The 23,933-nt window shown below is 72.5% G+C and carries 26 protein-coding genes; 13 read left to right on the top strand and 13 right to left on the bottom strand.

All coding sequences use genetic code 11. From position 1 onward, the window contains the following. Positions 1 to 109: 109 nt before the first annotated feature. The 4 genes from ACZ6NZ_RS22005 to ACZ6NZ_RS21990 form a co-directional block, all read right to left on the bottom strand. On the bottom strand, positions 110 to 1,381 hold the full coding sequence (locus ACZ6NZ_RS22005) for a hypothetical protein (RefSeq protein ID WP_465859912.1): 1,272 nt from the start codon (positions 1,379 to 1,381) through the stop codon (positions 110 to 112). Further along, entirely contained in the window at positions 1,378 to 1,899 is a 522-nt protein-coding gene (locus ACZ6NZ_RS22000; RefSeq protein WP_465859911.1) for a SigE family RNA polymerase sigma factor, read from the bottom strand. The genes ACZ6NZ_RS22005 and ACZ6NZ_RS22000 overlap by 4 nt, the downstream gene beginning before the upstream one ends. 104 nt (positions 1,900 to 2,003) lie before the next feature. Next, positions 2,004 to 2,249 carry a flavin reductase gene (locus tag ACZ6NZ_RS21995; RefSeq protein ID WP_465859910.1) on the bottom strand — a complete coding sequence of 82 codons (246 nt, stop codon included), beginning with the start codon at positions 2,247 to 2,249 and terminating at the stop codon, positions 2,004 to 2,006. Further along, the gene (locus tag ACZ6NZ_RS21990) at positions 2,249 to 2,527 is read right to left on the bottom strand and encodes a hypothetical protein (RefSeq protein ID WP_465859909.1); all 279 of its coding nucleotides are present in this window, start codon (positions 2,525 to 2,527) and stop codon (positions 2,249 to 2,251) included. The genes ACZ6NZ_RS21995 and ACZ6NZ_RS21990 overlap by 1 nt, the downstream gene beginning before the upstream one ends. 116 nt (positions 2,528 to 2,643) lie before the next feature. On the opposite strand from ACZ6NZ_RS21990, the gene ACZ6NZ_RS21985 reads away from it, so the two are divergent. The 7 genes from ACZ6NZ_RS21985 (at position 2,644) to ACZ6NZ_RS21955 (ending at position 8,395) form a co-directional block, all read left to right on the top strand. Continuing rightward, positions 2,644 to 3,411, top strand: a complete 768-nt coding sequence (locus tag ACZ6NZ_RS21985) for a DUF5753 domain-containing protein (RefSeq protein WP_465860121.1) — start codon at positions 2,644 to 2,646, stop codon at positions 3,409 to 3,411. Beyond that, on the top strand, positions 3,402 to 3,593 hold the full coding sequence (locus tag ACZ6NZ_RS21980) for a DUF397 domain-containing protein (protein WP_465859908.1): 192 nt from the start codon (positions 3,402 to 3,404) through the stop codon (positions 3,591 to 3,593). The genes ACZ6NZ_RS21985 and ACZ6NZ_RS21980 overlap by 10 nt, the downstream gene beginning before the upstream one ends. A gap of 298 nt (positions 3,594 to 3,891) precedes the next feature. Further along, positions 3,892 to 4,407: a DUF2087 domain-containing protein gene (locus tag ACZ6NZ_RS21975; RefSeq protein WP_366606979.1), complete on the top strand. Its 516-nt coding sequence runs from the start codon at positions 3,892 to 3,894 to the stop codon at positions 4,405 to 4,407. Between the two features lie 198 nt (positions 4,408 to 4,605). Continuing rightward, positions 4,606 to 6,285: an ABC-F family ATP-binding cassette domain-containing protein gene (locus ACZ6NZ_RS21970; protein WP_465859907.1), complete on the top strand. Its 1,680-nt coding sequence runs from the start codon at positions 4,606 to 4,608 to the stop codon at positions 6,283 to 6,285. A 30-nt stretch (positions 6,286 to 6,315) separates the two neighbouring features. After that, positions 6,316 to 6,831 (top strand): GNAT family N-acetyltransferase, encoded by a 516-nt coding sequence (locus ACZ6NZ_RS21965; protein WP_465859906.1) that lies wholly within the window; start codon positions 6,316 to 6,318, stop codon positions 6,829 to 6,831. Between the two features lie 68 nt (positions 6,832 to 6,899). After that, positions 6,900 to 7,325, top strand: coding sequence for an Hsp20/alpha crystallin family protein (locus ACZ6NZ_RS21960; RefSeq protein ID WP_465860120.1), 426 nt, complete (start codon positions 6,900 to 6,902; stop codon positions 7,323 to 7,325). A gap of 71 nt (positions 7,326 to 7,396) precedes the next feature. Then, complete coding sequence (locus ACZ6NZ_RS21955; RefSeq protein ID WP_366606985.1) at positions 7,397 to 8,395, top strand: tyrosine-type recombinase/integrase; 999 nt, start codon at positions 7,397 to 7,399, stop codon at positions 8,393 to 8,395. Positions 8,396 to 8,402: 7 nt separating this feature from the next. Here the strand turns inward: ACZ6NZ_RS21955 and ACZ6NZ_RS21950 are convergent, their stop codons facing one another. Together ACZ6NZ_RS21950 and ACZ6NZ_RS21945 are read right to left on the bottom strand one after the other, a co-directional pair. Then, a complete protein-coding gene (locus ACZ6NZ_RS21950; protein ID WP_465859905.1) occupies positions 8,403 to 9,578 on the bottom strand; it encodes an outer membrane protein assembly factor BamB family protein in 1,176 nt (391 codons plus the stop codon). A 30-nt stretch (positions 9,579 to 9,608) separates the two neighbouring features. After that, positions 9,609 to 11,312, bottom strand: a complete 1,704-nt coding sequence (locus ACZ6NZ_RS21945) for an acyl-CoA dehydrogenase family protein (RefSeq protein WP_465859904.1) — start codon at positions 11,310 to 11,312, stop codon at positions 9,609 to 9,611. Positions 11,313 to 11,458: 146 nt separating this feature from the next. On the opposite strand from ACZ6NZ_RS21945, the gene ACZ6NZ_RS21940 reads away from it, so the two are divergent. Further along, positions 11,459 to 11,917: an Rv0361 family membrane protein gene (locus tag ACZ6NZ_RS21940; RefSeq protein WP_465859903.1), complete on the top strand. Its 459-nt coding sequence runs from the start codon at positions 11,459 to 11,461 to the stop codon at positions 11,915 to 11,917. Continuing rightward, the gene (locus ACZ6NZ_RS21935; protein WP_465859902.1) at positions 11,904 to 13,100 is read left to right on the top strand and encodes a low temperature requirement protein A; all 1,197 of its coding nucleotides are present in this window, start codon (positions 11,904 to 11,906) and stop codon (positions 13,098 to 13,100) included. The genes ACZ6NZ_RS21940 and ACZ6NZ_RS21935 overlap by 14 nt, the downstream gene beginning before the upstream one ends. Positions 13,101 to 13,150: 50 nt before the next feature. On the opposite strand, the gene ACZ6NZ_RS21930 is transcribed toward ACZ6NZ_RS21935, so the two are convergent. The 4 genes from ACZ6NZ_RS21930 to ACZ6NZ_RS21915 all read right to left on the bottom strand — a co-directional run bounded on the left by ACZ6NZ_RS21930 (position 13,151) and on the right by ACZ6NZ_RS21915 (position 17,369). Further along, complete coding sequence (locus tag ACZ6NZ_RS21930; RefSeq protein WP_465859901.1) at positions 13,151 to 13,867, bottom strand: thymidine kinase; 717 nt, start codon at positions 13,865 to 13,867, stop codon at positions 13,151 to 13,153. Between the two features lie 56 nt (positions 13,868 to 13,923). Beyond that, positions 13,924 to 15,315: an MFS transporter gene (locus ACZ6NZ_RS21925; protein WP_465859900.1), complete on the bottom strand. Its 1,392-nt coding sequence runs from the start codon at positions 15,313 to 15,315 to the stop codon at positions 13,924 to 13,926. Between the two features lie 19 nt (positions 15,316 to 15,334). Continuing rightward, positions 15,335 to 16,102 (bottom strand): glycerophosphodiester phosphodiesterase, encoded by a 768-nt coding sequence (locus ACZ6NZ_RS21920; RefSeq protein ID WP_465859899.1) that lies wholly within the window; start codon positions 16,100 to 16,102, stop codon positions 15,335 to 15,337. A gap of 493 nt (positions 16,103 to 16,595) precedes the next feature. Beyond that, the gene (locus ACZ6NZ_RS21915; RefSeq protein ID WP_465859898.1) at positions 16,596 to 17,369 is read right to left on the bottom strand and encodes a lysophospholipid acyltransferase family protein; all 774 of its coding nucleotides are present in this window, start codon (positions 17,367 to 17,369) and stop codon (positions 16,596 to 16,598) included. A gap of 152 nt (positions 17,370 to 17,521) precedes the next feature. Here ACZ6NZ_RS21915 and ACZ6NZ_RS21910 point away from each other — a divergent pair, with 152 nt between their 5' ends. The 3 genes from ACZ6NZ_RS21910 to ACZ6NZ_RS21900 all read left to right on the top strand — a co-directional run bounded on the left by ACZ6NZ_RS21910 (position 17,522) and on the right by ACZ6NZ_RS21900 (position 21,339). Further along, a complete protein-coding gene (locus ACZ6NZ_RS21910; RefSeq protein WP_465860119.1) occupies positions 17,522 to 18,934 on the top strand; it encodes a cytochrome ubiquinol oxidase subunit I in 1,413 nt (470 codons plus the stop codon). A gap of 14 nt (positions 18,935 to 18,948) precedes the next feature. Further along, positions 18,949 to 19,947: a cytochrome d ubiquinol oxidase subunit II gene (gene cydB, locus ACZ6NZ_RS21905; protein WP_465859897.1), complete on the top strand. Its 999-nt coding sequence runs from the start codon at positions 18,949 to 18,951 to the stop codon at positions 19,945 to 19,947. A gap of 204 nt (positions 19,948 to 20,151) precedes the next feature. Further along, a complete protein-coding gene (locus tag ACZ6NZ_RS21900) occupies positions 20,152 to 21,339 on the top strand; it encodes a GNAT family N-acetyltransferase (RefSeq protein WP_465859896.1) in 1,188 nt (395 codons plus the stop codon). Between the two features lie 240 nt (positions 21,340 to 21,579). Here the strand turns inward: ACZ6NZ_RS21900 and ACZ6NZ_RS21895 are convergent, their stop codons facing one another. After that, positions 21,580 to 22,032 carry a hypothetical protein gene (locus ACZ6NZ_RS21895; RefSeq protein ID WP_465859895.1) on the bottom strand — a complete coding sequence of 151 codons (453 nt, stop codon included), beginning with the start codon at positions 22,030 to 22,032 and terminating at the stop codon, positions 21,580 to 21,582. A 96-nt stretch (positions 22,033 to 22,128) separates the two neighbouring features. On the opposite strand from ACZ6NZ_RS21895, the gene ACZ6NZ_RS21890 reads away from it, so the two are divergent. Beyond that, complete coding sequence (locus ACZ6NZ_RS21890; RefSeq protein ID WP_465859894.1) at positions 22,129 to 22,581, top strand: MarR family winged helix-turn-helix transcriptional regulator; 453 nt, start codon at positions 22,129 to 22,131, stop codon at positions 22,579 to 22,581. Between the two features lie 6 nt (positions 22,582 to 22,587). On the opposite strand, the gene ACZ6NZ_RS21885 is transcribed toward ACZ6NZ_RS21890, so the two are convergent. Both ACZ6NZ_RS21885 and ACZ6NZ_RS21880 read right to left on the bottom strand, forming a co-directional pair. Further along, positions 22,588 to 23,271, bottom strand: a complete 684-nt coding sequence (locus ACZ6NZ_RS21885; protein ID WP_366607007.1) for a hypothetical protein — start codon at positions 23,269 to 23,271, stop codon at positions 22,588 to 22,590. Between the two features lie 81 nt (positions 23,272 to 23,352). Continuing rightward, positions 23,353 to 23,814: a peroxiredoxin gene (locus ACZ6NZ_RS21880; protein ID WP_308193727.1), complete on the bottom strand. Its 462-nt coding sequence runs from the start codon at positions 23,812 to 23,814 to the stop codon at positions 23,353 to 23,355. Between the last annotated feature and the right edge of the window lie 119 nt (positions 23,815 to 23,933).

Raw genomic sequence — 23,933 nt, 5'->3', positions numbered from 1 at the left:
GAAGATCCCCTGTCGCCGAGGGTCGCGGTGAGACGTCGTGCCACTGATAGGTGAAGGTAGCCATCGAAGCGTCGGTGAGCACCGTATTTACCGTTGTCGGGAGCTGATGTCAGGAACTGACCGGGACGGTGGTGGTGGCGCCGTTGGCGTCGGTGACCCGTACCTCGGTCGCTGTCGCGGGCAGCAGTGCCGCGTCGCGGCCGGCGTCCTGCCACTGGCCGTCGCCGACCCGGAAGCTCAGCGCTGACCCCTCGGAGGCGACGACAACGCCCTGCTCGTCGGGCAGTCGTAGCCGCACAGGCAGGGGTGCCGACCAGTCCGCAGTGGTGCTGGCCACCGCCTCGAACGGAAGGTATTTGCGGGCGAGCAGCGCGATGACGCGCGACGGGTCGTCGTCGTACTGGACGGTTTCCACGAGCAGCCGCCGGCCGTCGGGGGTCGCCCCGTAGACCCACAGGAGGGGAGAGCCGTTGTGCGTGTGTGCTCCGACCGGGTCGAGGTAATCGGCGAGGGCTTCGGTCGGCGCGTTCACCTCTGCGGCAGCCGGGTCGGTGCCCCAGACCTGCTCCGCGCCGGGCAACGTGTGGCGCAGAAGCGGTGGTGCGGGTCGATCCTTGTGGTCGGGGAAATAGATCTCGCTCGTGCCGTCGATGGGAATCATGTTCTGCCGTTCAACGGGAGTCCGGGAGAGCGCGACGGTGAGCTTCGTGCGCTGCGGCGGCACCGACAACACCGCCGCACCGTCTCGGAACACCACCGGCTCGAAGGTCCGCTCGACCTTGCCATCGGGCATGGACCGCAGGTGCGCGGAGAACTGCACCGGTTGCCCGAAGTCCAGCACCAGGAGCACGTCGCGCTGCGATCCGAGCAGTGCCGCCTGCTCGAGGCCGTCCGTTTCGCCGTCGGTGGCCTGCGTCAGGGTGCGCACGCGGGGGCCGCCGGCGGTGGGCTCGACGAAACCCACCGTCGTGCCGTGCGCGGTGGGGTGGGCCACGTAGGCGGCCGGGCCAGCAGGCGTGGCTCCCGCCCACACGACGTGCGGCTCGCCGCGGGTCCGATCCCCGACCTCCTTGATCCGGCGCTGCCACACCTGGCGGACCTGTCGCAGGTATCCCTCGTCGGCGGCCAGATCACCGCGAGTCGGCTGGTCGAGCAGCGGTGAAGCCGCACGGGTGTCCCCGGCGTCGCCGGGCAGGTCGAGAACGCCGGCCGTGGGCACGGCCACCACTGCCGCGCAGAGCGCCGCCACCACCACCGCTCGCCGGCGCACCACCCGCCGCCGACCACCCCGACGCACCTCAGCGAGCAGGCCCGGCGGGCTGACCAGGTCATCCGTAGCGCGATGCAGGATGCCGCGCACGTCACTGTCGTTCATGGTCATCGCGAGCTCCCGGTTCCAGTGATGGGTGTGACGAGGTTCGACCCGGTCAGTTCCTCGCGCAGCCGAGCCAACCCACGGGAGGCGTGACTCTTCACCGCGCCCTCTGAACAGCCCATCGCCGCCGCAACGTCGACGATCGGCAGGTCTTCCAGGTAGCGGAGCACGACAGCGGCCCGCTGCCGAGCCGGCAACGACCGCAGCGCCCCGACGACCAGCTCCCGAACCGCCACCGCGTCGGCGTGGTCCCGGGCCACCCCGTCATGCTCTCCCAGCGACTGCTCCGGACGACGGGCCCGCCACCGCCACCGGTTGATCGACCGGTTGACCAGGGCCCGTCGCGCGTACGCCTCCGGGCTGCCCTGCACCCGACGCCAGCGCACATACACCTGCTCCAGCACCTCCTGAAGCAGGTCCTCCGCGGCGTGCCGGTCCCCGGTCAGCAGGAAGGCAACCCGCAACAGCACCGCCGACCGTGAGCGAACGAAGTCGTCGAACTCCGCCCCACGCGAATCCCTCATCCGACCTCCCGGCCTCGTCAACCAGCAAGACACCAGGTGCGCTCGCGAGGTTTACCGGTCCCGGCAACTGTGCCCGGTGCATCCGTCCCGCCGGGGCCCGTCGTTCACCGTGCTTCGGCCCAGCCGACGAAACGCGGGGTCAGATCGGGCAGTGCGGCGTCCGGGTTGAGCCTGGTGAGATCGGCGGCGGCTTCCTCCTGGATGTTCGCCAGGTGAACCAACAGACCCGGCCGGTCCTCCCGATACTCACCGAGCAGGCGCAGCTTCGCGGCCGAACACGGCCACAGGATGCCGCAGACCGGGCAGCGCCAGGACGGCCGCAGCGGGGAGTGCTTCGGTCGCTCGGGCATCAGCCGACCCCCACTGCTGCGCGGTGCCGAGCCGGTGTGGACAGAGCGGCCTGGACCTGTAAGCCGTGGCGCATCACGAACAACTCGCGCCGGGCGACCGCTTCGCCCTTCCTGCTCAGCTCGTACGCGTCGAGCCAGAGCCAACCCTCGTAGGTGTGCCGGTCGGGCAGTTCGCGGATGACTCGCACGACGATCGGCTTGATGAATTGGACGCTCGCGGCGGTGGTCAACAGGACCACGTCACCGGCTCCGAGAGTGTCCCGTACCCCGTTCTGCACAGCTTCCTCCTTGTTACGGCGCGCTCTACACCGCACTTTGCCGGTGGTTGCTGGACAAACACACAGCGTTACGTAACCTCTTCAGCGCAGCGGATTTGTTCCAGGGGAGGGATGCCATGAACCATGCCTTTGTCGCGGCGCTGGCTGCGGCGGGTCACACCGCCGAGAGCCTCGCGGGCCAGCTCGGCGTGCACCCGAAGACCGTCGCCAGGTGGGCGAACCCGGGCCACATCCCTCAGAGCCGCCACCGTGCGACGGTCGCGGGCCTGCTGGCGAAGGACGCCGACGCGCTGTGGCCGGACGTGGTCCGTCGTCGTGAGCCGGTGTGGTTCCGGCCGTGGGTCGACCTCGAACGTGAGGCCGTGACGCTGCGGTCGTTTCAGCTCGCTTGGGTTCCCGGACTGCTGCAGACCGAGGCGTACGCGCGGGCGACCCTGGCCGGTGGGGTGCTGTCGCCGGAGGCGGTCGCCGAGTTTGCCGACGCACGCATCGCCCGGCAGGCGATTCTCGGCCACAGCGGCGGGCCACTGCTGATCGCCGTACTCGACGAGGGGGTGCTGATGCGGCGCGTCGGTGACGACCGGACGTTGATGGCGGCGCAGCTCGCACGCCTGGTGGGCTACACCGAGACCGGCACCATCCAGCTGCACATCGTTCCGTCGGACGCGCCCAGTTACCCCGGCCTCGACGGACCGTTCACCATTGCCGACATGCCGGACGGGTCACGGGTCGCGCACGTCGACAGTGCGGCGCAGGCGCAGATCCTCGATCAAACGTCGGATCTTGTTAGCCTGGAACGACGGTGGGAGCGCATTCGCGGCGAGGCACTGCCCCGAGGGCGTTCGTTGGACCTTCTCAGAGAAGCGGCGGCCTCATGGACATGACCGGTGCGCGGTGGCGGAAAAGCACGAGGAGCGGCGGCAACGGCGGTGACTGCGTCGAGGTCGCCGACAATCTTCCGGGCGTGGTCCTGGTCCGCGACACGAAGGACCGCGACGGCGGCACACTGATCTTCAGCGCGCAGTCGTGGCGTGGCTTCCTGACGATGGCCCGCGACGCCGCCTGACCGACCACATCGAACAAAAGGCTCCCGGTCAGCGCTGGGAGCCTTTGTCGTGGGTAGGCCCGGTCGTCGGTCACCGCGCGTCGACGATCAACGGTCAACGGACGGCGACGGCGGGTTGCGGTTGCGGAGTGGTCGGCCAGGTGAGTCGCCGTACGCCGGGAACGAGGACGGTTCCTCAGCACCCTGCTGCGTCGGGTGCTGCTCGTCGCCGAGGAGCCACCGAGCACGCCGCAGGCCGACTGGGCGGGGCCGAAAATCGCGTGGCGGCGCGCGTACCGTTGATGCGAGGGTGACCGGCGTGACTGCGCATGTGCTGGCCGGGGCCCTGGCCGACGACGGACGGCGACGGATCTTCGCGGCGATCGTGTTGGGTGCGACCAGCGCGACCGAGGTCGCCGCACGGACCGGCCTGCCGGCGCGGGTGGTGCTCACCGGGGTCCGCCGGCTCACCGACGCGGGTCTGGTCGCCGGCGCGGACGGCGCGCTCGCGGCGGACGAGGCGTCGCTGCGGGCCGCCGCGCGTGACAGCCGCCCGGCCGACGACGCCGGGCACGGCGTCGACCCGGTGCTGCGGACCTTCCTGCGGGCGGGCGTCCTGGTGAGCCTGCCGGCGCAGCGCGGCCGGCGTCGGGTCCTGCTCGCGCACATCGCCGAGCAGTCGTTCGAGCCGGGCACCCGCTATCCGGAGCGGGCCGTCGACGACGCGCTCAAGCCGTGGTGCGCCGCGGGCGGGTCGGATCACGCGACGCTACGCCGGTATCTGATCGACGAGCAGTTGCTCACCCGCGAGCACGGCATCTACCAGCGGCTCTGAACCTCGACAATGGTGAGGAGTCGACGCGTCGAGGTTGCTACCATCGCCGTCATGGCACGAGGTATCTGGTCGCAGAAGGTGCGCTCCGCCCGCTGACGGCGGCGCCCTTCGTTCTGCTGAATTCGCGCTCGCCGTCCCGGTTCCCGCCGGGCGGCCGTCAGTCGCTGCCCGGCTCCATCGCGAGCTGCGGAGCACCCGTTGAACCTCACACCGAGCCCCGAAACCATGTCCCGGCCCGTCGAGGCCGGCAGCGCGCACGTCCGCGCCACCGACGTCACAGTGACCCGCGGGTCCCGTCGCGTCCTGACCGACGTCTCGGTCACCGTCTCCGCCCGTTCGAAGGTGGCGGTCGTCGGCGAGAACGGTCGCGGCAAGACGACGCTGCTGCACGTCCTCGCCGGGCTGATCACGCCGGACAGCGGCACCGTGCGGCGGGCCGGCACGATCGGACTGGCCCGCCAGGAGCTACCCGCCCGCGACGGCGAGACGGTCGGCGCCCTCACGTCCGAGGCCCTCGCCGCGTCGCTCACCGCCCTCGCCGCGCTGGACGAGGCGACTCTCGCCCTGACCGCCGGCGCCCCGAGCGCCGAGGACCGCTATGCCGCCGCGCTCGACGCGGCCACCCGCCTCGACGCGTGGGATGCCGAGCGTCGCGTCGACGTGGCACTGGAAGCCCTCGACGCCTGCACCGACCGCGATCGTCCCCTGGCGACGTTGTCGGTGGGGCAGCGCTACCGGGTGCGGCTGGCGTGCCTGCTCGGCGCCCGCCACGACGTGCTGCTGCTCGACGAGCCGACCAACCACCTCGACGCCGACGGCCTGGACTTCCTGACCCGCCGGCTCCGCGAGCACGACGGCGGTCTCGCCATCGTCAGCCACGACCGGGCGCTGCTGCGCGACGTCGCGGACCGGTTCCTCGACCTCGACCCCACCCCCGACGCGAAGGCGCGGCTGCACGCCGGCGGTTATGACGCCTGGCAGGAGGCCCGCCGTCGCGAGCGGGAGCACTGGGAGCAGGAGTACGAGCAACAGCAGACCGAGCATCGACGACTCCAGGACGCGGTGTCGAAGGCCCGCGACCGGCTCTCCACCGGCTGGCGGCCGGACAAGGGGACCGGCAAGCACCAGCGCCAGTCCCGCGCGCCGGGCGTCGTGCAGGCCCTGAACCGGCAGCAGGACGCGCTGCGGGTGCACCGGATCGACGTACCGAAACCACCGCCGACGCTGCGGTTGCCGGACCTCGGCGTACGGCAGGGCGCGCCGCAGGTGCGCGCGCACGGTGTCGCCGTCGAGGGGCGGCTCGCCGGCCGGTTCGACCTCACCATCGACGGCGGTGACCGGCTGCTCGTCACCGGGCCCAACGGCGCCGGGAAGTCCACCCTGCTCGCGGTGCTCGCCGGCGCGCTCGAACCCTGCACCGGGCACACGTGGACGGCGAGGGAGGCCCGGGTCGCACGACTCACCCAGGAGACCGCCGGCCAGGCCCCCGACCTCACCGCCGACGAGGTGTACGCCGGCCAGGTGCGACGACTGGTGTCCGCCGGGGTGCTGCCCGCCGCCGAGGCCGTGTCGCTCGGATCGCTCGGGCTGCTGCACTCCGCCGCGACGCGTACGCCCGTCGGGCGGATGTCGCAGGGGCAGCAGCGCCGCCTCGACCTGGCGCTGGTGCTGGCCGGGCGGCCCACCCTCATCCTGCTCGACGAGCCGACCAACCACCTGTCGTCGACGCTGGCCGACGAGCTGACCGCCGCGATCCGCGCGACCAGTGCCGCTGTCGTGGTCGCCACCCACGACCGGCAGCTGCTGCGGGACCTGGCCGACTGGCCGCTGCTGCGGGTCGGCGAGCCCACGACGCCGAGCACCCCGGCGACCGGATAAAGCCGTTGACCGGGCGGTGATGATCAACAGGTGACCGTCACCGCCCAGCCCACCTGGACGACAAGCACCAGCCGGCCCGACCACCTCGACGCGGTGCTGCTGCTGCGCGAGTACATGACCGAGATGGTGGTCCGCTACCACCGTCGCCCGGCCCGGCCCGGTGAGGTCGACGCCGCCCTGGCCGAGATGCCCAGCGACGACCTGACCGCGCCGAGCGGGCTGCTCCTGCTCGCCCGCCACGGCACCGACCTGGCCGGCTGCGCCGGGCTGCGTTGGCGACCGGGATGGGCCGAGCTGACCCGGGTGTTCATCCGCGGCGAGCATCGCGGCGCCGGTGGGGGCGCCGTGCTGCTCGCCGCCGTCGAGGAGCGGGCCCGCGCGGCCGGGGCGGACCGGATCCGGCTCGACACCCGGCACGACCTGGTCGAGGCCCGCGCTCTGTACGCCCGGCACGGCTACGTGGAGATCCCGGCGTACTCGCGGGGCCCCTACGCCGAGCACTGGTTCGAGAAGCGGTTGACGAACGCTCCCGAAGGCGCTAAATAAGAAGAGGAAGTTGAGTCACCACGGCTCAACTCATCACCTTCGGCCAGGAGATCCGAGGAGGCATGACCATGTTGATGCGTACCGACCCGTTCCGCGAGATCGACCGGCTCGCCGAGCAGTTCTTCGGTACGGCGGCCCGACCCGCGACGATGCACCTCGACGCCTACCGCGACGGCGACCACTTCTACGCGGCGTTCGACCTGCCCGGCGTCGACCCGGACAGCATCGACTGCACCGTCGAGCGCAACGTGCTCACCGTCCGCGCCGAGCGTCGCCGCGCCACCGGCGACGGCGTCGAGCTGGTCGCCGCCGAACGCCCGATGGGCACGTTCACCCGGCAACTGTTCCTCGGCGACACGCTCGACACCGACAAGCTGGAGGCCGGCTACGAGAACGGGGTGCTGACGCTACGCATCCCGGTTGCCGAGCGCGCCAAGCCCCGCCGGGTGACCATCCAGGCCAACGGCACCGCCCGCCGGGAGATCAACGCCTGACCCGACACGGTGACGGGTGGGATCGGCGCGCCTGCACGCCGATCCCACCCGAGGCTGAGAGCCTTTTTCACATGGTGTTCTCCGACGCTCCGGTGCTCGCCCGCCCGTCCGCGCCACCGGCGCTGCCGAGCGGGCCGGTCGAGGTCACCGAGGCGTGGCTGCGCAACCGGCGGCTGTCCGAGCACACCCGAGACGCCTACCGACGTGACGTCACCGGCTGGCTCACCTGGTGCGGCGGTCACGACCTCGACCCGCTGCGGGCCACGTTCCTGCACGTCAACGAATACGCCCGAGCCCTGGAGAGCAGCGTCGGCACCCGCAGTGGCCGCCCACTGACCCCGGCGACCGTCGCACGCCGGCTCTCGGCGCTGTCCAGTTGGTACGACTTCCTGGTCAAGCTGGGCGCCGTGCCGGCCAACCCGGTCTCCGGCGCCGACCGCCCCCGCGTCGACCGGGACCACTCCGCCACCGTAGGGCTCACCCCCGAGGAGGTGGACGCGCTGCTCAGTGCCGCCGACGCGGACACCGGCGCGACCGCCGTCCGCAACCGGGCGGCCCTCGCGCTCCTCGCCGACCTGGGCCTGCGGGTCGGGGAGCTGATCTCGCTGGACCTGACCGACCTCGGCACCGAACGCGGCCACCGCAGCGTGCGTTTCGTCGGAAAGGGCGGCAAACAACGCCGCCGCGCCCTCACTCCCGGCACCGGGCACGCCCTGGACGCCTACCTGGCCCAGCGGGCCGCCACCACCGGCGTGCCGGTGCCGCAGCTCACCGGCCCGCTGCTGGTCACCGCCAGCGGCGCCCGGCTGGACCGGCACTCGGTGTTCCGGATGGTCCGTCGGCTCGCCCGCGCCGCCGGCATCCCGGCCTGGGCGAAGCTGTCCCCACACTCGCTACGGCACGCCTTCGCCACCACGGCCCGCTCGGAGGGCGTGCCGTTGGAGGACGTGCAGGACGCCATGGGCCACGCCGACCCGCGTACCACCCGCCGCTACGACCGGGACCGGCACAACCTCGACCGCGACCCGGCGTACGCGGTGTGGGCCGCCCGGTCGCGTCGTCGCGGCTGACCCGGGGTCAGGGGGCGTCGAGGGGCCAGAAGGTCACGCGGGCCGTGCCGTCGCGGCAGATCAACCCGGCGCCGACCCGGCGACAGTCGGTCACACCCGCCGGGAGCACAGCGGACACCCGATGACCGTCGCGCCCCACCGTCGCGACCAGGGAACGCCTGCCGTCGGCGGCCATCCCCAGCACCACCAGGGGTTCCGTGGCGACCCGTGGGCCAGCGACCGTTCGCCAGCGGGCCCCGCCCGGCCACGTCCACACCCGCACCCCGCTGCCCGCGTCGATCGCCCAGCGTCCCTGCTCGTCCTGACCGCAGAGCAGACCCTGGCAGGGCCGCAGGATCAGCTCACCCGGCTGCACCGGCGACCACCAGCGCGGCACCAGCCCGGGTAGGTCGTAACCGGTCAGCGCCACCGCTCCGCCGCGCGGGTGGCGTAGCACCAGGTGCGCCCCGACGACCTGGGGATTGTCCGGGCCGTAGTCGGCCGGTGGAAGCTGTCCCCGCCCACGTTCGGTGCCGTCGTGGGCGTCGAGCAGCCGGACCAACCCGTCGTCCTGCACCAGCAGCACCCGCCCAGGCAGGCCGGGCAGCGCCCGCAGCACCGCGGTGGACGGCAGCGGGACCGACCACCGGGTCGCGCCGGTGGCCGGGTCGACGCCGTGCACCGTGCCCTCGACCCGCCGACCCGGTTCGGCGGCGCTGCGCACCTCGCTCACCGCGACCGCCGCGTCCCCAGCCGCGTACACCCGCTCGGGTCGCCGCCACAACGGCTCGCCGGTCCGCAACGACCGCCCGGTGGTCATCCGTGCCCCGAGCGCCTGGTCGCGCTCGACCAACAGCAACACATCACCGGCGACCTCGGCGGACCACCCTGCGGCGGGCGGCACGGAGACCCGCCAACGCGGCGGTCCGTTCGGCGCGGCCGAGTCGTACGCGCTCAGCGTCGGCGGGTTCGGCTCAGGGTCGACGACCAGCAGGAGCGGCCCCGCGCCGAGCACCGTCGCCCGGGCGGGCAGCGCCGGCCCGGGCGACGGCGTCAGGCGCGCGGCCGGGGCGGCACCGCCGAGCAGCAGCACACCGGCCGCCACCAGCACCGCCACCCGCCACCGGCGGGACACCTGCGGTGGTGGCCGGCGCTCGTCCAGGGGCGCGCCCCTGTCGTCACCCAGCTCGATCAGCACCGACATGGCGTTCACCCGTCCGCTCGCGCCGGCCGGTCAGCAGAGCAGGTCGAGGTGATGGTGGGCGTCCTCGGCGATCTCCTCGTGCCGCAGCCAGCGGCGCGCCCACAACCGGGCGGCCAACTCCGCCTGCTCGTCGCCCCACGCGGCGTGCTCGACGAGCAACGCCGCGGTCAGCGCGTACGCCAGGCGCAACGCCAGACCACGGGCGCCCGCGATCACCGCCGGCGCACCCGGTTCGACGGTCACCGCGGCGATGGTCTCCGCCACCTGCGCGGCGGCGGTGGCCAGGGTGTCGGCCAGCACCGGCGACAGCGGCCGCGCGAGGTCGACGGCGGCGGTCAGCCGGCTCAGCAGCGGCGCCCCGGCGTCCTCCCGGGTCAACGCGCGCAGCACGTCCAGGGCCAGCACGTTGGTGGTGCCCTCCCAGATCGGCAGCACCTGGGCGTCGCGCAGCAGGCGGGGCACGCCGGTGTCCTCCACGTAGCCGGCCCCGCCGAAGCTCTCCACGTACTCGCTGGCGGAGCTGACGGCGAGCCGACCGGTGGCGAGCTTCGCCAACGGTGCCACGATGCGCAGCTCGGCCGCGGCCTCCGGGTCGGCGCCGACCTCGACCCGCCCGAGCAGGGCGAAGGCGTGCCCGGCGAGAGCGAACGCGCCCGCCGCGTCGACCGCGAGGGTTCCCAGGGTGGCCCGGTGCAGGGGCGAGGACACCAGCGGGCCGCCGGCGACGTGCCGCGCCTCGGCGTACGCGCGGGCGTAGGCGAGACCCCGTCGCATCCCGCCCGCCGCCGCGGCGGCATTGTGCACCCGGGTCACCACGACCAGGGTCATCGCCCGGACCAGACCGGGTACCGCCGGGTCACCCAGCGGGAGGGCGTACGCGTCGCGCAGGCCGATCTCGGCGGTGGGTAGCGCCCGGGTGCCCAGCTTGTCCTTGAGCCGGTGCACTGTGACACCCGGTGCGGGAGCGCCGGGCGCCGCGCCGTCGGCCAGCGGTGAGTCGACCGCGTACCGGGGAACGAGGAACGGGGCGAGCACCCGGCTGCCCGGCCCGGCGCCCTCGGGCCGGGCCAGCGCCACCGCCATCGCCGCGTCGGCGGCGGAGCAGAACCACTTCTCCCCGGTCAGCCGCCACGAACCGTCCGCCGCGGGTCGGCCGAGGGTGCTGGAGCGGCCCAGATCGGAACCGCCCTGCGACTCGGTCATCCACTGCCCGCTGGTGATCGCCGTGGCCGGGTCCGTCGAGATCAGCCGGGGCAGCCACGCGTCGCGGACCGTAGCGTCGACGTCGGGCATGCTGAGCAGCGCCGCCGCCCCGTCGGCCATCGCCACCGGGCAGGAGAACGTCGCCGACTCCGGCCCGTACAGGTGCAGCAGGGCATGCTGCACGACCCGCGCGGCGGCCCCCCAGGTGCCCCGGGCGTCCGGCAGGTAGGGCAGCGCCACCACGGCGTGTCGGGCGGCGGCGGCGCGTTGCGCCTGCCAACCCGCGGAGGTGTCGATGCGGTCGATCCGGGCACCCCACGGGTCGTAGCGCACCAGCGTCGGCGGGTGCGCCTCCGCGTCGGCGTGCGCCGCGCGCAGCGGGCCGGTGACGTCGGCGGCCAGGTCCGCGAGACGGCCCTTCGCGGCGGCGTGCCCGCCCGGGCCGAGATGACGCTCCAGCCAGGACCGCAGCAGAGCATCCCCGGCGTACGGGTCGACGGGGGGTGGTACCGGCTGCACGAAGCGGCTCATCGATCGGCTCCTGGCACTGCTCGGGGGTGTGCGCCGACGGTAAACGATGCGAGGCCGCCGCGAACAGGGCACACCCGCCCATCGGGCGCACCCAGTTTCCGGCTTGTCGCCCGTCGGCGTGACCGTCTTCTCTACGGTCGGTAGTCGTGGGTGCGGGCCAGTCGTGGAGCCGACCGGCCCGGCGTCACCGCCCGATGCGCACCGGGTTGGCGTTCGCCGGGTTCGGCGTGGCGCTGTGCTGCGTGGGGGTGGCCGGGCTGGGCGCCTGGAACCTGCAGACCGTCCGGCAGGCCGCCGGCCCGATCCGGGAGACCGCCGACGGTTTCCTCAGCGAGGTGGCCCTCGGCGACAGCGACCGGGCGTACGAGCGGCTCTGCGCGGACGCGCGCAGCCGTTGGAGCGCGATCGGCTTCACCAGTTGGGTGCGGACACCACCGATGGTCACCGACTACGAGATCACCGACGTGTCGGTCGCGACCCGCAGCGGACGACCACACGGCACGGTGACCGTGAAGGTGACCCGCGACGGTGGGATGAGCGAAGAACGTCGCCTGCCGGTGGTCCGTGAGGACGGGAGCTGGCGGGTGTGCGGTGACCCCTTCTAGGCCCACGGTCGCCGCCCCGCTACGCCCACAGTTGCTGCGACCGCGCGAGGGGGTGCAGCCGACCACCTCGACGGAGCTCTTCTTCGACCTCGTCTTCATCTTCACCATCACCCAGCTGTCGCACTACCTGCTCGCGCACCTGGACTGGCGGGGCGCGGGGCGTACCGGTCTGTTGCTGGCGTTGGTGTGGCTCGTCTGGGTCTACACCACCTGGCTGACGAACTGGCTGCAACCGGACCAGGGGCCGGTGCGGACGATGCTGATCGGGGTGGGGCTGGGCAGCCTGCTGCTGTCGGCGACGATCCCGGAAGCATTCGGCTCGACCGGCCTGCTCTTCGCGCTGGTCTACGTCATCGTGCAGGTGGGCCGCACCCTGTTCGCGTTGTGGGCGGTGCAGGGCAGTCCCTGGCTGGTGGCCGGATTTCAGCAGTCGCTGCCGTGGATCACCGGCACGTCGGTGCTCGTGGTCGTCGGTGGCCTGGTCGGCGGCGCCGCCCGGGACGCGGTGTGGGCGGCGGTGATCGTGATCGAGGTGGTCGGTCTGTCGATCGGCTATCCGCTGCCGCGACGGGGACGCAGCCGACCCGAGCGGTGGATGGTGGAGGGCGGGCACCTGGCCGAACGGTGCGCGGCGTTCGTCCTGATCGCGTTGGGGGAGTCGATCCTGGTCACCGGCAGCACCCTCACCTCGCAGGTGAACCTGGTGACGTTCGGGGCGTTCCTGCTGGCGTTCGGTGGCTCGGTGGCGCTGTGGTGGGTGTACTTCGCCCGCTCGGCCCCGGCTGCCACACAGGTCATCGCCCAGGCCGGGGAGCGCACCGGCGCGTTGAGCCGGGTCGCGTTCAACTTCCTGCACCCGGTGATCGTCGCCGGTGTCGTCGTCGCGTCGGCGGCCGACGAGCGGTTGCTGCGGGAGCCCGGCGCGCCGGCCACCACCGTCGACGTGCTGCTCACCCTGGGTGGTCCGGCGCTGTTCCTGGCCGGGCACGCCGCCTACAAGGCGCTGCTGTGGCGGATCCTGCCGATCAGCCGGGTCGCGGCGGTGGTGGTCCTGCTGGCGCTGATGCCGACAGGTGTGGTGCTGGGGGCACCCGTCGCGGTGTGCGCCGCGGTGGCGTTGGCGGTGACGGTCGCCGTGATCCTGACCGACCGGTTGCGGGTGCGGGCCACCGCGTCCGGGTAGCGGTCCTGACCGTCCGGCGCACCGGTTTCCGCCACAACGGTGGTGGGACCTCAGTCGCGGGGGCCGAGGTCTCCGCTGCGGTAGTGCCGGCGGCAGAGCACCTGGTAGCGCACCTCGGCGGTGTCGACGGTGTCGCCGATGACGACCTGGGCGCCCTCACGGACGACCCGCCCGTCGACGACGCGCGCGTTGAGCAACCCTTCGCGGCCGCACCAACAGAGCACCTCGACCTGAATGCGGGCCACCTCGTCGGCCAGCTCGAACAGGCGTTGCGCGGCGGGGAACATCCGCGACCGGAAGTCGGTGGCCAGGCCGAACGCGAACACGTCGACGTCGTAGCTGTCGACCAGTTCGGCCATCTGCTCGACGTGCTCGACGGTGTAGAAGCACGCCTCGTCGCAGATCAGGTAGTCGACGCGTACCCCGTCGGCCCACCGGCCCCGCACCAGGGCCCGCAGGTCCAGGTCGTCGGTGACCTCGATGGCCTCGTGGGCCAGGCCGATGCGGGTGGTGACCTGCGGTCCCAACGACCGGTCGATGCGGGTGGTGACCAGCCCGCGCCGGCCCTGCCGGGCGTGGTTGTAGTTCATCTGCAACGCCATCGTGGACTTGCCGCAGTCCATCGGCCCCCAGAAGAACTTCAACGCCGCCGCGTGCACCGGCCGCCCGTCGAGCCCACGCGCCGCCGCGCACCCGGCCGGAGCGTGCGGCTGGCCGGAGAACGGGTGGGCGAGGCAGGTCGGGGCGGTGGTGGCGTCGTCAGTCACGGTCGGGCAGCCTAGCCGATCGGCCACTCCTGATCTGTCGGGTGCGGGATGCGTGCTCAGAGCACCCGCGGTGGCGTATTGCCGGCGGCGATGATGGCGCGGCGCATCGGCACGGCGGCGAGGAGCAGGAAACCGACCACGAAGAAGATCAGCAGTGAGACCAGGCCCACCCGGTAGGAGGAGGTGAGCTGGAACACCAGGCCGAAGGCGAGCGGGCCGAGCCAGCTGGTGCCCTTGTCGCTGATCTCGTAGAAGCCGTAGTACTCGCCTTCCTTCCCGGTGGGGATGAGCTGGCTGAACAGCGACCGGCTCAGCGCCTGGCTGCCGCCCAGGACCAGGCCGATGGCCGCGCCGAGGACCATGAACGGCACCGGCGCCTCGGCGGGCAGCCGGAACGCGGCGATGATCACACCGGTCCAGAGGACCAGGCTGAGCAGCACGGTCTTCCACGCGCCGACGCGCCGGGCCAGCGCGCCCAGGCTCAACGCTCCGCCGAAGGCGAGGAACTGCACCAGCAGGATGGTGATGATCAGGGTGCTCTGCTCCAGGCGCAGTTCCTCGGTGCCGTACTGGCTGGCCAGCGTGATGACGGTCTGGATGCCGTCGTTGTAGACCAGGAAGGCCAGCAGGAAGTACAGCGTCAGCGGGTACGCCTTGATCTCGCGCACGGTGCGGCCGAGCTGGCGGAACCCGTCGGTGAGAATGTTGCCGCCGCCGGCCAGTGCCGCCGCCGGCGGGCGTTCACGCAGCCACCGCAGCGGGACCAGCGTGAACAGCGCCCACCAGACACCGGCGGACACGATCGACCAGCGGGCCAGGTCCAGGGTGCGTTGCGGGTTGTCACCGTCGTCGAGCAGGGTGATCGCGACCAGGTTGAGCGCCAGCAGCAGACCGCCGCCGAGGTAGCCCAGCGCCCAGCCGCGGCTGGAGATGCCGTCGCGTTCGTCGGGACCGCCGAGCTGCGGCAGGAACGAGTTGTAGACCACGATCGCGGCGCCGAACGAGATGTTGGCGACCAGGAACAGCGCCCCGCCGAGCAGGTATCGGTCGCCGGTCACCAACGCCATCGCGACGGTGGCGCCGGCGCCGGTGAACGCGGCCCCGCCGAGCAGCCGCTTCTTGTGCGCCGACCGGTCCGCGATCGCCCCGATGACCGGCAGCACGAACACGGTGAGGAACACCGACAGGGAGATCAGGTACGGGTAGTAGGACCCGGCGGCGACCTTGATGCCGAGCGGGTACACGAAGCCGTCGCACGAATCCGCACCCAGCTCGCACCCGGCCGCCACCTCCGCGACGGTGGTCAGGAACGGACCGAGGAACACGGTGATGACGGTGGTCTGGAACGCGGAGTTGGCCCAGTCGTAGATGTACCAACCCCGGCGCTCCCGGCGGGTGCTCGCGGGAGGCGGGGTGTCGTCCACCGTGGGGGTCACGGTCTCGGCCATCGGGGGTCCTTGGAATGGTTCAGGCGGCCCATTGGCCGCGGCTGCGGTAGACGTCGCGCAGCACGCCGACGTGATCGGTCATGATGCCATCCACGCCACGATCCAGTAAGTCGTGCATCTGGGCGGGTTCGTCGATCGTCCAGACGTGCACCTGCAGGCCGATGCGGTGGCAGTAGTCGAGGAACCGGCGGTCCACCACCGGTACCCGCCCGTAGCGCGGCGGCACCTGCGCGGCGACCACCGACGGCGGCAGCCGCAGCGGACGCCCGTGCAGGGAGGCCAGCCGCAGCCGGGCGACGCCGCGCATGCCGAGGCTGGTGGCGACGCGTCCCTCGGTGAGCGCCCGCAGCCGGGTCAGCCGGGCGTCGCTGAACGAGGCGAGCAGCACCCGGTCGCCGGCGCCGGCCCGGGTCACCGTCGCGACCGTCGGCTCGACGCCGCCGTCGGCCTTCACGTCGATGTTGAAGCGGACCTGCGGCCACGCCCCCAACACCTCGTCGAGCCGGGGTACGACGGCGGCGCCGCCGACGCGTACGGAGGCGAGGTCCGCCCAGCTCATCTCGGCGATGCGCCCCGCCTCGCCGGTGACCCGACGCAACGTCGGATCGTGGAAGATCACCGCCACGCCGTCGGCGGTGGCGTGCACGTCGGTCTCCACGTACCGGTAGCCCAGCCCGATGGCCCGGGCGAACGCCTCGGTGGTGTTCTCGTCGCCCTCGGCGGCGCCGCCACGGTGGGCGAACGCCAGCGGCGCGGGCGCGTCGAGGTAGCCGAATCGGGTCAACACGCGACGCAGTATGCCTGCCGTCGGTGGAGCACGGGTGGCCTGCCGGCGAAGATCAGGCCCACGGCGTCGGCGGGTTCGGGCAGGTCCTTTGAGCGGCCCCGTGAGCGCGGCGCCGAGCGGGGCCGAGGGCCGGGTGTCGTCCTGGCCCCCGCTGGGGCAGCTCGTTCGTCGCGCTCGTCCCCGGCGCGCCGGTCGACCGCAGGCTCCCGCCCCCGGACCGACGCACGCCCCCCAGACATCAGTTCTTCACCCTTTGCTCTGCACCCGCGGAGGCGACAGTCACCGTCTGTAGCTGGCGCGTCGGCGGGTGCAGAGCAAAGGACACGGTGGTGGGGAATGGGGGTAGGGGTGCGCCGGACCGGCTCGCGCAGCCAGCGATGCCCCTGCACGAGCCGCCACCGCGCTCGATTCCCCGGCCCCCGGCGGGCCCGCGCAGTTGCTCGACTCGGGCGCGCGTGCACCGCCGGTGGTGCGGGGTGCGGGCCCGCGGCGCTCAGGCCGAGTGGCGGCGGTGGGCGCGGCTGAGGTCGGTGGGGCGTCCGGGGTCGACGTGGCGGGGCCGGTCGGGTTCGTCGGGGCGCAGCGGGGCGAGGGTGTCGGTGAGCGCGTCGATGATCCGGTCGGTGGCGCGGCGGGCGGCGCCGGGGTTGGCCGCCGCCGTCTCGCCCAGGTCGACGGGGGTGCCGAAGTGCACCCGGATCACCGGGCGGCGCCACAGCGAGCGGGCGATGCCGCGCAGCATTCCGCGGGGCGCCTGGTAGGGCAGTACCTCGTGCGCGCCCCACTGGGCGACCGGGACGACCGGGGCGCCACAGGCCAGGGCGAGGCGGGCGGCGCCGGTCTTGCCGCGTTCGGGCCACAGGCCGGGGTCCAGGCCGATGCGGCCCTCGGGGTAGATGAGGATCACCGAGCCGCGCGCGACGGCCGTGGCGGCGTCGTCGAGGGCCCGGTGCACGGCGCTGGTGCCGCGGTCGACCCGGATGTGTCCGGCGTGGCGCATGGCGGCACCGAACACCGGGACGCGGAACAGTCCGGCGGTCGCCATGATCCGGGGGGCGACGCCGCGGGTCTGGCAGGCGGCGGCCATGACCACCGGGTCGAACGGGCTGATGTGGTTGGCGGTCAGCACCAGCGGGCCGCGACGCAGGTGCGCCGGGACGTCGCCGGTGACCTCGAGGCGGGCGAGCAGGCCGACCAGGCCCCGGGCCAGCAGCAGGGCTGCGCGCCAGATCAGCGGCGGCTGCCAGGTGGTGTGTGCGGTGTCCATCAGCGCGCCATCGTCGCACGCTGCGCCGGGGCCGCGAGGGCGGGTCGGGTGATCAGGGTCATTGGTCCCGGCGGGGTACGGGCCGCCCAACCACCTACGACGAGCAGTAGTATTTACTACGTCGCGTAGTACGGATGGCTGGAGGTCTTCAGGTGGACGCGTTGGACGTTGCCCGCTGGCAGTTCGGTGTCACCACCGTCTACCACTTCCTCTTCGTGCCGCTGACCATCGGCCTCTCCGTCCTGGTGGCCATCCTCCAGACGATGTGGCACCGCACCGGCAACGAGCGCTACCTCAAGCTCACCAAGTTCTACGGCAAGCTTTTCCTGATCAACTTTGCGATGGGTGTGGTCACCGGCATCGTGCAGGAGTTCCAGTTCGGCATGAACTGGAGCGACTACTCCCGCTTCGTCGGCGACATCTTCGGGGCACCGCTGGCCATCGAGGCGCTCGTCGCGTTCTTCCTCGAATCCACCTTCATCGGCCTGTGGATCTTCGGCTGGGACCGACTGCCCAAGCGGGCGCACCTGGCCAGCATCTGGGCCGCTGCGATCGGCACCAACCTGTCCGCGTACTTCATCCTCGCCGCGAACTCGTTCATGCAGAACCCGGTGGGCTACCGGATCAACCCCGACAGCGGACGCGCCGAGCTGACCGACTTCCCGGCCGTGCTGACCAACAAGGTCGCCCTGATCACCTTCCCGCACACCCTGGCCGGCTCGTTCCTGGTCGCCGGATCGCTCATCGTCGCGGTCGGCCTGTGGCACGTCATCCGCAACCGCGACTCCGCCGACACCGGCGCGTACCGCTTCGCCACCAGGTTCGGCTCCTGGGTGGTCCTGGTCGCCTCCGCCGCCGTGCTGTTCACCGGCGACATCCAGGGCAAGATCATGACCGAGGTGCAGCCGATGAAGATGGCCGCCGCCGAGGGCCTCTACACCACTGAGAGCCCCGCCTCGTTCTCCGTGCTCACCATCGGCAGCCTGGACGGCAGCCGCGAGGTGTTCGCCCTCAAGATCCCGTACCTGCTGTCGTACCTGGGAACCGGCGACCCGAACGGCACCGTGCACGGCATCAACGACCTGCAGGCCCAGTACGCCACCCAGTACGGCGCGGGCAGCTACACCCCGATCATCCCGGTCACCTACTGGAGCTTCCGCTTCATGATCGCCTTCGGGATGGCGGCCGGCGCGATCGCTTTGCTGGTGCTCTGGAGCCAGCGCAAGGGCCGTACCCCGAGCAGTAAGTGGCTGCTGCGCGCGGGCCTGGCCATGCCGGTGCTGCCGTTGCTGGCCAACTCCTTCGGCTGGATCTTCACCGAGATGGGCCGCCAGCCGTGGATCGTCTTCGGCGAGATGCTCACCCGCAACGGGGTGTCGCGCAGCGTCTCGCTGGCCGAGGTGCTCACCTCGTTCACCGCGTTCACGCTGATCTACGCCACCCTCGCCGTGATCGAGGTGAAGTTGCTGCTGCGCTACGCCAAGGCCGGCGTGCCCGACGTCAGCGAGCAACCCCCCACCGACGACACCGACGACGCCGAGCGCCCGCTCGCCTTCGCCTACTGATCCCGGAGCCCATCGTGGAACTGACCACCATCTGGTTTCTCCTCGTCGCCGTGCTGTTCACCGGGTACTTCATCCTGGAGGGCTTCGACTTCGGCGTCGGCATGCTGCTGCCCGTGCTCGGCCGCGACGACCGGGAACGCCGCGTCCTGATCAACACCATCGGCCCGGTCTGGGACGGCAACGAGGTGTGGCTGATCACCGCCGGTGGCGCCATGTTCGCCGCGTTCCCCGAGTGGTACGCCACCCTGTTCTCCGGCTTCTACCTGCCGCTGCTGCTGATTCTGCTGGCCCTGATCGCCCGGGGCGTCGCCTTCGAGTACCGGCACAAGCGCCCCGAGGCGTCCTGGAAGCGCCGCTGGGACACCGCGATCGTGGTCGGCTCGCTGCTGCCGGCGTTCCTGTGGGGCGTCGTGTTCGCCAACATCCTGCGCGGCGTGCCACTGGACGCCGACCACGAGTACGTCGGCGGCCTGCTCGACCTGCTCCACCCGTACGCCCTGCTGGGCGGCGCGACCACCCTCGCGCTCTTCCTGACCCACGGCGCGGTGTTCCTCGCCCTGAAGACCACCGGCGACATCCGCGAGCGGGCGGGCGCGCTCGCCGTGCGCCTGGGCGTGGGCGCCGCCGTGCTCGCGGTCGGGTTCCTGACCTGGACGTTGAGCATCCGCTCCAGCGCGGCCGCCGTCGTGCTCGCCGTCGGCGCGGCCCTCGCCCTGCTCGGCGCTCTGGCCGCCGCCCGGGTACGCCGGGAGGGCTGGGCGTTCACCGGCACGGCCGTGGCGATCGGCCTGGCGGTGGCGACCCTGTTCGCGGCGCTGTTCCCGAACGTGCTGCCCTCCACCCTGGACGCGGCCGGCACGTTGACGGCCACCAACGCCGCGTCCACCCCGTACACCCTGAAGATCATGACCTGGGTGGCGGTGATCTTCACTCCGGTGGTGTTGGCCTACCAGGGGTGGACGTACTGGGTGTTCCGCAAGCGCATCGGCGTGGCCAACATCCCGCAACACTGACCACGAGGAGCGGGGAAATCGCGCCTGACCACGAGGAGCGGGGGAATCGCGCCGATCTTGCACTTCCGGTCGTCGATCCGCGTCAAATGTCGGATAGGCCGCGACAGAAACCGCAAGATCGCGCACCAGCGGGGGCGGGCGGGGCGGCGCGAGGGTGTCGGAAAATCAGCGGTTGGTGGGGGGTGGGCTCGTTACGGTGTGCCGATGCCCGCCACTGTGCACGTACGCGAACTCACCGCCGACGACCTCGACGCCGCCTGGGAGCTGGGCCGCTTCGCGTTCGGCTCCGACCCGCAGCGCCCGGCGCCCGCGCCCGTGCCGGTGCCCGGCCTGACTCGGTACGGCGCGTTCGACGAATCCGGTCGGCTCGTCGGCAACGCCGTCGACCTGCACCACGACCAGTGGTGGTCCGGGCGGGAGGTGCCGGCCGCGGACGTGGCCGGGGTGGCCGTGGCCCCCGAGGCCCGTGGTCGTGGGGTGGCGCGAGCCCTGCTCAGCGCGCTGCTGCGCGGCGCCCGTGACCGTCAGGCGGCGATCAGCGCGCTCTATCCGACCGTCGCCGCGCCGTACCGGGCCTGCGGGTGGGAGGCCGCCGGGGTGCTGCGTACCGTCGACCTGGCCACCGCCGCGTTGCCCCGGCACCGGCCCGCCGCGCACCTCACCGTCCGGGCCGGCACGCCCGCCGACCTGCCGGCGGTCGACGCCCTGTACGAGCGGGTCACCCGGCACCGCAACGGCATGCTGACCCGTCGGGGTGAGCTGTTCGACGCCGCCGACCGTGCTCTGCCCGGCGACGGGGTGACCCTCGTCGAGGCAGACGGCGAGCTGGTCGGTTACGCCACCTGGCAGCGGGGCCGGGGCTACGGGGCGGATTCGGTGCTCACCGTCGACGAGGCCCTCGCTGTCACGCCCGAGGCCGCCCGGGAGATCGTCGGGGTGCTCGGCAGTTGGGCCAGCGTCGCGCCGACGCTGCGGCTGTGCCCGCTCGACGGCGACGCGGTCAGCGCCGTCCTGCCGTTGGAGTCGGCCCGCGACCACGAGCGGGACCTGTGGATGCACCGACCGGTCGACGTCGCCCGAGCGGTGAGCGCGCGGGGGTGGCCCACCCACACCCGGGGCGTCGTCGACTTCGCCCTCACCGACCCGCTCGCCGAGTGGAACACCGGCACCTGGAGGCTGACCGTCGCCGACGGCGACGCCGAGCTGACCCGGGTCGACGGCGAGGCCGACCTGCGGTTGGACGTGCGCGGTTTCGCCCTGCTCTACGCCGGTGCCGCGCCGGCCCGCTCGGTCGCGCAGGCCGGGCTGCTGCACCACAGTCCGGGTGTCGACCCGGGCGCACTCGACCTGCTGGGCTGCGGCGGGCCCGCGCAGTTGCTCGACTACTTCTGAGCGGTCTGCGACCGTGGCTGCTCGGGAACGTCCTGCGCGACCGCTGACCGGCACCGGGAGGCGTTGCGGCGGCTGCCGGTACGCGACCGTTCCCGACGTCGCCGACGCCTGGTCGACCGGATGCACGACAGCGGTGCGGCAACGGGCCGCCGTGTCGCAGCGCCCGGCGCGGTAGGTGGTCCGGGCGGCCGGCTCCAGGATCCGTGCCCCGGACACCGGCCGCCCGGTGGCGGCGTCCGGTCAGGCCGGGGTCGCCGCCAGCTCGGCGTTAGCGTGTCGGGTGACGATGGTGAGCACCCGCGCTGCCGTGCTGGCCTCGTCGGTGGGGATTGCCGCGTACAGCCGGGCGCTGAGGTCGGCCACGGCTGCGGCGACGGCGCGCTGCGTGGCGCGACCGGTGTCGGTGAGCGCCAGCCGCGGCTCGTCGCCGCCGGCCGGGGCGTCGACCTGCGCGAGGCCGGTGTCGACGAGGTGGTCGAGCACCTGGCGCAGGGCCGCATCGTCGATCGCGAGGGTGCTGGTGACCCGGTACGTGAGATCGGCGCGTTCGACCGGGCCCTGGGCGAGGAGGTTCAGCACGATCACCTGGTGGAAGGTGACGCCGAGTGGGCTGATGGTCCGTTCGAGCAGGGCCCGGGTGGCGTAGTGGGCCTGACCGATGACCTGGCCGTTGAGGGTGGGGACGGTGGACATGACGCCTCCTTCGATACGTTGGCTAAACCAACGTTGGTTGCGCCAACATAACATTCGGTCGTGGGTCGCGCCAACGATTCCTGATAGGCTGCGCCCATGGACAACGCGGCCCCGCAGTCACCCGCCGGGCTCAACACCACCCCAAGCTGGCTGCTCAACCAGACCGCCGCTCACGCCGCCCGCCTCCTCAGCGAGGGCTTCGCCGCACACGACCTGCGCGGCTACCACTACCGGCTGCTCGCCACCCTCGCCGAGGACGGGCCCGCGAGCCAGGCCGACCTCGGCCGTCGCTGCGGCATCGACCGCAGCGACGTGGTGGCCGCCATCAACGACCTGGCCGGCCGAGGACTCGTGGTGCGTGCCCCCGACCCGGCCGATCGCCGCCGCAACGTCATCAGCGCCACCGACGCCGGCGCCGACGAGGCCCGCCGGCTGAACGCGACCCTCGCGCGCGTCCAGGTCGACCTGCTCGCACCGCTGTCCACCACCGAACGCGAGCAGCTGACGCGACTGCTCACCCGACTGCTGCGCCACCACAGCCGGCACTGAGCGCCCTCAGCGGGCCTCGCGCAGCTCCGCCAGCCGGGCCTCGATCTCGGCCAGCTCGGCGCGCAGCTTCTCGGCCTGCTGCTCCGCCTCGGCCCGCTCGGTGCCGAGAATCTGCTCCACCGCCTCCTGCACCCCCGGCACATCGACCAGGGCCACCATCTTCAACGCCTCCGCCGGCTTCACCACGTACGGCTTCGCGAGGGCCTTGCTGCCCTGCTGCGCGGCGACGGTCCACTCCCCGTCGGCGTACGCCAAGGTCACGGTGAGACCCGCGGGGCTCTTCGGCTTGACGGCCTTGACCGCCCGCCGCGCCGGCGGCTTCTCCGTCTGCTCCACCTTCGGCTCCTCCTGTCGCTGCGCGGGCACCCGCGGCGTGTCCAACACGAACTCCGGCGCGGCCACCGCCGGCGGCTCGGGCTCCGGCTCCGGCTTCGGCTCCACCACCCGACGAGTGGCACCCTTGGGCGCCACGGCCAGGTCGGCGGGGGAGAACGGCAACTCGTCGCGACCGAAGCGCACCACCACGAACTCGTCGGACACCTCCGGGTCGGTCAGCTCGATCACCTGACCGACCTGACCGGCGATCTGCCCCGCCGACGCGGTGAACACCACCCGCGGTTTACGCCCGGCCGCCAACGACTCCCGGATGCTCTGCACCTCGCTAGTGGACAAACCCTGGCCGGCATCCATCACAACCCTCTTCCGTACACCTGTTTGATTGCTGTCTTGATATCAGCCGACTGCGACACCCGCCGCACGGGGCTCACGCCCTCAGCCGCCCAGCGCCCGCAGCGCCCGATCCGCGTGCTCGTTCATGCTGACCTCGCTGTGGATCACCTCGATGACCCGCTGGTCGGTGCCGATGACGAACGTCATGCGCTTCATGCTCAACGGTCCCAACGGCACCCGCCGCTTGACGCCGAACTGCTGCGCCACCGCCCCGTCGGCGTCCGACAGCAGCGGATAGTCGAAGCCGTGCAGCTTCGAGAACTCGGCCTGCTTCGCCACCGGGTCGCGGCTGATGCCCACCCGCGTCGCGCCCAGCGCCGTGAACTCCGCGGCGAGGTCGCGGAAGTGGCAGCTCTCCGCCGTGCACCCCCGGGTCATCGCCGCCGGGTAGAAGAACAGCACCACCGGCCCGGCCGCCAGGAACTCCGACAGCCGCCGCGGCGTGCCCGTCTCGTCCGGCAGCTCGAAATCCCGCACCACGTCGCCGACACCCACACCCGCCACCGCGCACCTCCATCGTCTGATCGACAGCGCGGTGAGCGTAAGCGATCACGCCCGCAGCGTCGCCACCTCGTCGGCCTGGCGTCGTCCGGCCACCAGGGACACCCGCCGTCACGTCCGCG

The sequence above is a fragment of the Micromonospora sp. NPDC047756 genome, assembly GCF_055587245.1.
This window is presented reverse-complemented; position numbering and strand designations above follow the sequence as displayed.

Bases quoted from the DNA above. Each gene is read 5' to 3' on its own strand.
- ACZ6NZ_RS22005 (WP_465859912.1), bottom strand. From the start codon at position 1,381: ATGACCATGAACGACAGTGACGTGCGCGGCATCCTGCATCGCGCTACG.
- ACZ6NZ_RS22000 (WP_465859911.1), bottom strand. From the start codon at position 1,899: ATGAGGGATTCGCGTGGGGCGGAGTTCGACGACTTCGTTCGCTCACGG.
- ACZ6NZ_RS21995 (WP_465859910.1), bottom strand. From the start codon at position 2,249: ATGCCCGAGCGACCGAAGCACTCCCCGCTGCGGCCGTCCTGGCGCTGC.
- ACZ6NZ_RS21985 (WP_465860121.1), top strand. From the start codon at position 2,644: ATGAACCATGCCTTTGTCGCGGCGCTGGCTGCGGCGGGTCACACCGCC.
- ACZ6NZ_RS21980 (WP_465859908.1), top strand. From the start codon at position 3,402: ATGGACATGACCGGTGCGCGGTGGCGGAAAAGCACGAGGAGCGGCGGC.
- ACZ6NZ_RS21960 (WP_465860120.1), top strand. From the start codon at position 6,900: ATGTTGATGCGTACCGACCCGTTCCGCGAGATCGACCGGCTCGCCGAG.
- ACZ6NZ_RS21955 (WP_366606985.1), top strand. From the start codon at position 7,397: ATGGTGTTCTCCGACGCTCCGGTGCTCGCCCGCCCGTCCGCGCCACCG.
- ACZ6NZ_RS21950 (WP_465859905.1), bottom strand. From the start codon at position 9,578: ATGTCGGTGCTGATCGAGCTGGGTGACGACAGGGGCGCGCCCCTGGAC.
- ACZ6NZ_RS21945 (WP_465859904.1), bottom strand. From the start codon at position 11,312: ATGAGCCGCTTCGTGCAGCCGGTACCACCCCCCGTCGACCCGTACGCC.
- ACZ6NZ_RS21925 (WP_465859900.1), bottom strand. From the start codon at position 15,315: ATGGCCGAGACCGTGACCCCCACGGTGGACGACACCCCGCCTCCCGCG.
- ACZ6NZ_RS21915 (WP_465859898.1), bottom strand. From the start codon at position 17,369: ATGGACACCGCACACACCACCTGGCAGCCGCCGCTGATCTGGCGCGCA.
- ACZ6NZ_RS21900 (WP_465859896.1), top strand. From the start codon at position 20,152: ATGCCCGCCACTGTGCACGTACGCGAACTCACCGCCGACGACCTCGAC.
- ACZ6NZ_RS21895 (WP_465859895.1), bottom strand. From the start codon at position 22,032: ATGTCCACCGTCCCCACCCTCAACGGCCAGGTCATCGGTCAGGCCCAC.
- ACZ6NZ_RS21890 (WP_465859894.1), top strand. From the start codon at position 22,129: ATGGACAACGCGGCCCCGCAGTCACCCGCCGGGCTCAACACCACCCCA.
- ACZ6NZ_RS21885 (WP_366607007.1), bottom strand. From the start codon at position 23,271: ATGGATGCCGGCCAGGGTTTGTCCACTAGCGAGGTGCAGAGCATCCGG.